Origin of the sequence: Paenibacillus koleovorans NBRC 103111, from assembly GCF_004000845.1 — a bacterium.
Lineage (GTDB): Bacteria > Bacillota > Bacilli > Paenibacillales > NBRC-103111 > Paenibacillus_AA > Paenibacillus_AA koleovorans.
In genome coordinates this window covers 1-9188 of the sequence record NZ_BIMA01000183.1, presented here as the reverse complement: position 1 = coordinate 9188, position 9188 = coordinate 1, and the positions used below count along the sequence as shown (strand labels likewise).

At 43.9% G+C, this 9188-nt stretch carries 5 protein-coding genes and 1 pseudogene; 4 read left to right on the top strand and 2 right to left on the bottom strand.

What is annotated here, in order from left to right; translation table 11 throughout:
* Positions 1 to 797: 797 nt before the first annotated feature.
* Positions 798 to 2594, bottom strand: coding sequence for a sensor histidine kinase (locus PKO02S_RS30715; RefSeq protein WP_127588884.1), 1797 nt, complete (start codon positions 2592 to 2594; stop codon positions 798 to 800).
* A 16-nt stretch (positions 2595 to 2610) separates the two neighbouring features.
* Positions 2611 to 4146: a response regulator transcription factor gene (locus PKO02S_RS30710; protein WP_127588882.1), complete on the bottom strand. Its 1536-nt coding sequence runs from the start codon at positions 4144 to 4146 to the stop codon at positions 2611 to 2613.
* 220 nt (positions 4147 to 4366) lie between these two features.
* Between PKO02S_RS30710 and PKO02S_RS30705 the strand changes: the two genes are divergently transcribed.
* The 4 genes and pseudogenes from PKO02S_RS30705 to PKO02S_RS30690 all read left to right on the top strand — a co-directional run.
* A complete protein-coding gene (locus tag PKO02S_RS30705; RefSeq protein ID WP_127588880.1) occupies positions 4367 to 5290 on the top strand; it encodes an ABC transporter permease in 924 nt (307 codons plus the stop codon).
* A gap of 29 nt (positions 5291 to 5319) precedes the next feature.
* On the top strand, positions 5320 to 6201 hold the full coding sequence (locus PKO02S_RS30700) for a carbohydrate ABC transporter permease (protein ID WP_127588878.1): 882 nt from the start codon (positions 5320 to 5322) through the stop codon (positions 6199 to 6201).
* 247 nt (positions 6202 to 6448) lie between these two features.
* Positions 6449 to 7837, top strand: coding sequence for an ABC transporter substrate-binding protein (locus PKO02S_RS30695; protein ID WP_164821793.1), 1389 nt, complete (start codon positions 6449 to 6451; stop codon positions 7835 to 7837).
* Positions 7838 to 7893: 56 nt separating this feature from the next.
* Positions 7894 to 9188, top strand: a pseudogene (locus tag PKO02S_RS30690) (hypothetical protein); the annotation flags it as partial.

Below are 9188 nucleotides of genomic sequence, written 5' to 3'. Positions count from 1 at the left end.
ATAATGATACCTGTGGGAGGATTTCATGCCGTTGTGGATGCCGTCGGGCTGCAGTCGACCCGTAGTCGGGCAGTGGAAAGTGTCCGCAGAGGCGGCTGCGTTGGACTTGCCGGATTACACAATTCGGACAGTACGCTTCCTATAAATACAATCATCCGCGAGTAAATCAAGCTTATTGGATCGTTTGCTTATACGTCCACAGACTTTGTTACCGCGCTAGAATGGATTGCAGAAGGGAGTATCGACCTGTTACCTTGGACGAAGCAAAAACCGCTAGACCAAGGGCAATCCTGTTTCGAGTCTCTGATTACAAGCCCAGGATCGCATGCTAAGATTTTGCTTCACATGTAGAAGGCTACGAATTACAAAACTTTTTACAACGAGATTTGTGTTGTATAAAGCACGTCTTGGACTATTGGAACCTACCGCGTTTGTACCGGAGACTGCGTGAAGCCTAGTACATCTCAGGTCGCTATTGGTTATAGGTTTTGCAAGGGAAAAAAACAGCGAAAAGAAAGTCCGAGTCGTAGACATAATAATCGCAGAAAGTCTTGATTGTACATATAGCAAGTCTCATTCGTAACTATAATTTCGATCTGATCATTACGGTTTTTAGTCTTAGTCGTAACTACTACTCACAGTTAGTCATAAGATGAAAGATCTCGCTAGAGAAATAGTTGTTGCAGTAGAAGAAGAAAGAAAGGCCGTTCTGAAAAGAAAAATCATCGGAGCCAGTAAGATTAATCTTCGAGCTTACTGGCTTTTTATTTTAAGGAGTGAGTACTTGAGGACAAGGCTTATGCACCCGCAGTGTACAGTTTAAGATACACTGTAGTTCCAGTGCCAGGTTCGCTTTCATAAGTTAGACCGCACAAGGGGCCAAAGCATAGTTGCAACCGCTCGTGAATATTCTGAACGCCGTATCCTGATTTTGCCACGGCTGCATCTTCAGTATTTAGAATCGAAGAAAGCCGCTCTGCAGGCATCCCGACTCCGTCATCTTGAATGGCAATAATCGAAAATCCGCGCTCCATACGCCCTGTTATACGAATGGTCCCTTTCGGAATGTCCTTTTCTAAAATGCCATGAATAATGGCGTTTTCAACAAGCGGCTGCAACGTTATTTTTGGTAGTTTACAATTCAATAATTCCGGAGGGATGTGGATCTCCAGCTGAACGCCATTCTCAAATCGGCTGTTCTGTATATCGACGTAAGCTTGTACATGGTCAAGCTCGCTCTGTAACGTTACCCAATCCTCACCGTGACTCAAACTTATTTTATAATATTTAGCCAACGTCATGACGATTTTCGTGATTTGCGGGTTACGGCTTTGAATGGAGAAGTGGTTGATCAAATCTAGAGTGTTGTACAGAAAATGAGGATTGATTTGCGATTGAAGGGCTTTAAGCTCCGCACTTTTGGCATTCAGACCCATTTGGTATTTTTCATCGAGCAAAGCATTGATTTTACTTGTAAGAAAATTAAATTTATTTGTTAAAACACCTATTTCATCATAGCTGCCAATGGGAAGAGTGGTATTGAAATTCCCAGTCTCAACCTGCTTCATGGCAACTATCAGCCTTCGGATTCGTTTCGTATGAGAAGAGGAAATGTAAAGTGCCATGAGAAACGCGAGAAATGTAAAGATACCGAAAAATAAAATGAGCTCATTTCTTGCTTGGGCCGTTTCGTGAATAATATCTCGATTGGGTAAAAGTAAGAGCATTTTCCAATCTGTATTTTCAACCATATGCGTGTAGGAGTAGTATTTTTCATGGTTAAGGATAATGGGCAACATATCCTGGGCATTATTGCCGCTTACTGTCAACTTGTAGAGCTCCGAATGGGCAAATTCGCTCATCCAGTCAGTAGGATTCTCAGACGATGAAATGATTTCACTCCGATTGTTAATGAGCATAACTAAAGTTTCCTGGGTAATCTTAGTTTTATTCAACAAGTCGCGAAGGATCGATTCCTTGATATCAATACTGAGCACGCCGACCGTTTTGCTTAGATCATTCAGATCGGGCAATCTTCTAATCGAGGAAATGTAAGTGTCTTGTAGTCCGGAGTGGGGTTCAAAATAATGACCGGGGAACCACGAAACCTTTCTTGATTCGGTAAACAATGTTGTGAACCATAGCTTCCCTTGAACATTACGGAGACTCAGGAAGTTAGCATTGCCTTCCGTATAGCTTGCTCCATTATCCAGGAACAAGCGGATCCTGGCTACATCGTTTTTCGCCTGGAGATTAGAAAATAGATCATACATATAGTGAAAATCCGTTACTTCTGCCGTTCGATTCTGCATGTAATAAGTGGCGGTACGACTTGCAATGGTTTGGACACGGCTGTCTGAAACGATGACATCCGATATATTAACAATATAGCTAGTACGATAATCAAGAAAGGAAACGGACTGATCGAGGGCTTGACGTGCAGAAAATAACAATTTCTGCTTCATCGCTTCGGATGTTTTGAAATAATTCACTGCAATGAAGAGAGATAACGGTAACACGGTCAAAAGAAAAAAGGAATAGAACCACTTCTGCCTGATGCTAAGATTGTTTGCAATCCCCCAAATTCTTCGCATTTCAACTCACATCCAATCATCTTTTCCGATATTCACTGGGCGTAACGCCAACATATCTTTTGAAGTATCTTCCGAAGCGATTGGCATCCGTAAATCCGACGGCGACGGCAATATCGATCAATTTAAGAGTATCGTTTTTCATCAGTTCAATCGCTTTTTTGATCCGGTACTCCGTAATGTATTCGTAGACTGTTTTACCGGTTTGTTTTTTGAATAAGAAGCATAAATACGTGTGTCGCAAATAGGCATGTTTGGCCAAAACACTGACCGATAATTTCTCATCCTCATAATGCTCGTGAATGTATTGCATGATGAGCGAAATGGAGCCATGTTTGGCCGCAGGAGATATCGGTTCCGCAAGTCGTTCGTTGGCAACGGTAACCACATAATCCGCCAAATCTTCAAGCGTACAAAACTCATCAATGTCATGCCAAAAATAGTTGCCTTCCCAAACCGATTCCGTATCGGACGAATGTTCAGAACTGGTGTCCTGATATAGAGCGAGAAGCAGATGAAAGTAAATATTCTTAACGGTATTCATATCAGTCCGAGGGTAGTTTGAGATAGCCGTCGTAATATCACGGATAAACTTCGTTATTTCTTCTGATCGGCTTTTGTGAATGAATGCCTTGAAATGTTTGTAGAAAAAAGGTTCAAGCTTAAAAGTGTCACCTCGAATCACATTTCCGTCGACTATACTCCCGTAACCTAAAATGAAGTGCATAGGAACGGATTCTAGCGCAAAGTTCAAAGAATCGTGGAAAGTTGTCGTTGTAGCCGAATATCTCCCAATGATAAACGAGACCGTACATGGATGACTTGCTGATATCTGTGTGGACAAGTGACGTAGGAATTGGGTGCGAGCCTCATCATCCTTTGCGCCCGACATATCGGTTCGATAGATCGCAAGTGCGATTTTATCGGATTCTAGGGTCATAGGGAAAACATCATTCATCAACGCTATGGATTCGAGGATCTCGTTTTGAATGGCAGATCGTTCAGCGGAATTCTTATTATCAGGCAAGTTAATAAAGACTAGTACGGCAAGGCATGAATGTGAAGGACTAAGGTTAAAGTGTTTTAGAAGTAACAATAGACGAGGATGATTGAAATCGATATCTGGCTTTAGGATTTCCATGACCAGCTCTTGCTTCAATGACAATAGGCTAGATTGTCTATAGGTTCTACAAATATCGATTGCTTTGTTTACTTCTTTCTCGACTTCCTCTAATTGAATCGGCTTTTCAATATAACTCGATGCGCTGAGTCGAATGGCGGATAGTAAATAGGTTTTGTCTGAATAACCGCTCATGAAAATAATGGGACAGACCGGGAGTAAATTTCGAATGTGTTGGGCTAACTCGATGCCATTCATTCTAGGCATGCGGATATCGGTCAACAAAATATCCGGCAAGAAGTTTGATAGAGTCTGAATCGCTTCAAGGCCATTGCGAGCGCTCTCAATACGTTTAATTCCAAGTTCACGCCACGGAATAAAATTCCATAAAGTATCACGCGTTATTTTTTCGTCGTCCACGATAAGTAGGTTCATACGCAATCTCTCCGCATCGGAATGATTTTATACCTATTCTAAGGCATGAGTTTGTTGCGCACAATAAATGGCCCACCGTTCGACAAAAGAACGAAATTTTAGACGTGTCGATCGAAATATCAACCATGTGCGTAAGTAGCCCCGCAGATACAATGGAAATGTAGCTGACGTCACGTTACGGAAAATGAGACATGATTATCGGTAGGAAGGAGAGGACTCTATGTTTCGAACAAACAAAGCAGCAAAAGAATGGAAAAATAATAAGCTGCTAATGCTGATGTTATTGCCTGCTGTCCTATATTTTATCGTCTTAAGCTATATTCCACTCACCGGGTTGGTAGTCGCATTTAAAAACTTCAATTTTAGGGATGGTATATACTTTAGCCCGTGGACAGGGTTCGACAATTTCCGTTTTTTCTTTATATCTGGGAAAGCGTTTACCGTTACGCGAAATACGATAGTCTATAATCTTGTATTCCTGGTAATCAACAATCTTCTGCAAATATGTGCTGCGGTTTTATTTGCCGAGATGGCAGGACGGATTTGGAAGAAGACATTCCAAACGATGATGTTTATGCCTTACTTCATCTCGTGGGTTGTGGTGGGTGTGTTCATTTACAACCTGTTCAATTATGAGTATGGCTTGTTGAATAGCGTCTTACGTTCGCTCGGATGGGAGCCGGTAGACATCTATCGTAGTGTTACGGCATGGTCCATTCTTCTTCCGGCTTTTTCGGCTTGGAAATGGATCGGGTATGGCAGCATTATTTATTTATCCGCGATTATGGGCATTGATCGGCATTGCTACGAAGCGGCTGATATTGATGGGGCTAGTGCGTTTCAAAAAGTATTTCATATCACATTGCCCTTGCTCGTACCGACGATCATTATTATGGTTTTGCTAAGCATTGGAAGAATACTGCGAGGCGACTTCGATATGTTCTATCAACTGGTTGGCGACAACACGACCTTGTATAATTCGACGGATTTAATCGATACATTCGTGTTTCGCTCTTTGATCAACAGCAGTGATATCGGAATGGCTTCGGCAGCGGCATTTTATCAATCGACATTATGCTTTGTCATCATCATATTGGTCAACTACGCGGTGAGAAGAGCGCATAAAGATTATGCTTTGTTCTAAACGATGGTTGTATGCGGAGGTAGCTTGGTATGCAAAAAGATACACTATGGTTTAACATTCTTGGTTATTCGTTCATTGCAACGGCAGCCCTAATATGTGTAATTCCTTTCTTAATTGTTATTTCGGGGTCCTTCACATCGGAAGAAATGATCATTCGTCAAGGGTATTCGTTAATTCCCCGCGACTTCAGTCTGGAAGCCTATAGAGTGCTGTTTCTTGCTCCGGAAAAAATAATTCGTGCCTATGGCGTTACTATATTCGTAACTCTTCTTGGAACGGTAGCCTCTTTATTTTTCACAGCGATGACGGCCTATGTTCTCTACCGGAAAGACTTTCACTACCGCAATGCAGCGGCTTTTTTCTTCTACTTCACCACGCTGTTCAACGGAGGAATGATTCCAACTTATATCGTGATGGTTCGCTACCTTCACTTAAAGGATAATCTGCTCGCGCTAATCCTTCCCAGCTTAATCAGCGTGTTTTTCATGTTGATTTTACGAAGCTTCATGACCGGCTCGATCCCGGATTCACTTGTCGAATCAGCAAAAATCGATGGCAGCGGGGATTTTCATATTTTTGTAACCATCATTCTGCCGCTGATGACACCGGCTCTCGCCTCCGTAGGACTTTTTATAGCCCTTCATTATTGGAATGATTGGTTTAGCGCGATGTTGTATATGCAAAAGGATACTCTTTTTCCACTTCAATATTTGCTATACAAAATGATTTCAAGCGTTCAATTTGCGAGCGCTGTCACTGCAGGAGGTTCTGGAATACCCACTACGGATATGCCGCAGCAATCGATGAAGCTGGCGATGACCGTGGTGGCGACGGGACCGATTATTTTAGCCTACCCATTCGTTCAAAGGTTTTTTATAGCGGGTATTACGATTGGTGCTGTGAAAGGATAACCCCGCTGGAAACCACCCCGGCGGTTTATCATAATCAAAATTGGAGGAATGTGTAATGAAGGGGACAAAAGTCAGATTGGGGCTGCTACTCTCGATTGTTCTATTGGTGAACATCGTAATGGTCGCTTGCAGCTCGAAGGATGCAAAGGACAACCAGCCTGTCACATCGTCATCGCCAGGAGCCGCGTCGGCATCGCCTTCCGCTGGTAAAAGCAGTATCGATACATCTAAGGAAGTCAAGCTTTCGATGTATTTGATTGGCGATCCGCCGCCTGATCTGCCTGTCGTGTTGGCGGAAATAAACAAAATGATGAAACAAGATATTAATGCGACACTTGATATTTCCTATATGTCCATGGGAGATTACCAGAAGAAGTACCCGACCCTTCTTGCGTCGGGTGAAGCCATCGATCTTATTTATGCAGCCGCCTATGTAAACTTTGCCGATCTGGCACAAAAAAATGCTTTCAAGGAATTAAACGAACTACTACCAACCTATGCACCTAAAATAAATAACGGGTTAACGAAGGAAATCTGGTCGCAGGCCACGATCGGCGGGAAGACGTATATGGTGCCGGGGCCTTCAGCCAGCTTGAACCCTAGCGGATTTCTGATCAGAGGAGATCTTCGGAAAAAATACAATGTTCCTGAAATCAAAACGATAAATGATGCTTCCGTATATTTCGACGCTGTTCTGAAAAATGAAAAGGGTTTGATCCCGCTTAATGTTGGCGCTGATATCTCCAATTTGTTCGGCTTGTACATCACGGCAGCAGGCTATAATGCGGAAAATGTGTTTGCCGCCGGCATGATGTATAACATGAACGACGCGGCTCCGAAGCTGGAAGTATTCTCCGAAGCGAAGTTTTTCGAGGATTATGCGAAGAAAACGAAGGAATGGGCCGACAAAGGCTACTGGTCCAAAAATGCTTTTTCGAACAAAGTGTATTCGACAGATGCGTTCAAACAAGGAGCATCGGCAGCGGCGATCGCAGGTATGGTTACTGCAAATGAAATCTACATGCAAATGAACGGGGCTCATCCAGAATGGCAAGTGGAGTTTTTCCCAATTGTGAATGAGAAGATGATGGCCAGTCCTTCTTATATAAACAATGGCATGGCTATTCCCTCTACCGCCAAAAATCCGGAGCGAGCTTTGATGGCACTTGAGCTTCTCACGTACGACGAGCGTTACAATATGCTCTCGATGTACGGAATATCCGGGAAACATTACACCCTGACTTCTGCAGGAAAGCTTGCTTTGCCGGCAGGTGTAACCGGAGATACGAATAAATTTCCGCCTGAAAAAATGTCGCCTTGGGGCTGGAGAAACGCGAAATTCTTGAAAGTAAGCGATGGTTCGCTTCCTAATTATCAGACTGTACTGGATTCGGTGAGCAAAGTGTTGACCGTACCGAAGCTGCAAGCCTTTACGCTGAAAACAGACAATATTCGCAACGAAATCGCCGCTCTTAGTGAAGTGAACAAAACGGAGCTTACCGCTTTGCAATACGGGATGGTGGATGTTGCGGAAGGACTGAAGGCTTACCGGGACAAACAAAAAGCGGCGGGTATTGAAAAAGCGAGAGCGGAAGTTGAGAAGCAAGTACAAGAGTATTTGGCTTCGAAAAAATAATAGTAGGTTACATGGGATTGGCAATCTCTTCATCCAACCTTTTAGGAGGGATCGACATGAGTAATCCAATAAAAAGACAGCTTAGCTTGATACTGATCTGGACCCTATTGTTCGGCATGTTTGGAGGACAGGCGTCAACGCCTGTCTTCGCATCGTCGGCTTCATTCATGGATACGTTCGACAATGAAACCATGGGTCCGCGAACTACAGGGAACGGGTGGTTTATCGACAGTGCGTACGGCACAGTCGAAGTTGGAGCGCTGACGGAGGATGGAGTAAACAAAGGCTTGCGATTAACGGATGACGATTATGACGCCGGCAACCCTTATCGAAATGCCGCCGCTGCCGAACGTCGGTTCACGAATCAGACTGGCGTTGTATCCTTTGAGACGAAGATCCGCATCGAGCCGCTTGATAATCCGCGTCAACATTTTAATGTTCTTTTCTATAACTCCTCTCAACAAAAGGTAGCGGGAATCTTTTATTCCTTCGGCCATCTCGGTTATTTTGATGAAAGCGGAAGTCAGAAGAGTATACCCGATGCGGCTTATTTGGGCGAATGGATCACCGTGCAGTTTAATTTCAATCTGACAACCGCTAGTTACGACTTGACTATCGTAAGCGAAGCATTAAAAGATTATAGCAAAAACGATTCCAGCATCGACAAAACGACTGGGACCTACACGAAGTATAACTTGACCACGATAGACAGTAGAACGACAATGGACCGTGTAAAATATTTTGCCCAAGACATGACCGGTGTTTATGAGGTCGATTATTTGACAATGGATGACGAGAATCCGTCATGGTCCGGCGGTACATTGTCGGTGCAGCATCAGTCCGCCACAACAGCAACACTCGAGTGGAACGCGGCTGCCGACAATCTTGGCATCTCTAACTATACGGTATATGAAGGTGTTTATGCACTCGCCAGGGTGCCGGCGGACCAATTGCACGTAACATTGGAAGGGCTTTCACCGGGACCGCACCAATTCTTCGTCGAAGCGGAGGATATCGCAGGGAATAAATCCGATGTGAAACCGAACGTTTCAACCACGTTGGTCGTCGATTCATTTAGGAATACCTTCGACGAGGAGGTTACGGGTTCGCGTATTACCGGGGGAGGCTGGTTCATCGATAGCACTTATGGCGTTACCGAAGTCGTTTACGACCCGCTCCCTGATCATACATGGAATAAGAGCCTACGACTGACGGATAACGACTATGACGTGAATAACCAGTATCGGGTTGCCCCGTCGGTGGAGAGGCGGTTTACCAATCAAACCGGACCTGTTTCCTTCGAAACAAGGATCCGCATTGAACCATTGAATCATTCGAGGGAGCATTTCAA

Excerpts from the sequence above, each read along its gene's own strand:
- PKO02S_RS30715 (WP_127588884.1), bottom strand. The coding sequence starts at position 2,594 with ATGCGAAGAATTTGGGGGATTGCAAACAATCTTAGCATCAGGCAGAAG.
- PKO02S_RS30710 (WP_127588882.1), bottom strand. The coding sequence starts at position 4,146 with ATGAACCTACTTATCGTGGACGACGAAAAAATAACGCGTGATACTTTA.
- PKO02S_RS30705 (WP_127588880.1), top strand. The coding sequence starts at position 4,367 with ATGTTTCGAACAAACAAAGCAGCAAAAGAATGGAAAAATAATAAGCTG.
- PKO02S_RS30700 (WP_127588878.1), top strand. The coding sequence starts at position 5,320 with ATGCAAAAAGATACACTATGGTTTAACATTCTTGGTTATTCGTTCATT.
- PKO02S_RS30695 (WP_164821793.1), top strand. The coding sequence starts at position 6,449 with ATGTATTTGATTGGCGATCCGCCGCCTGATCTGCCTGTCGTGTTGGCG.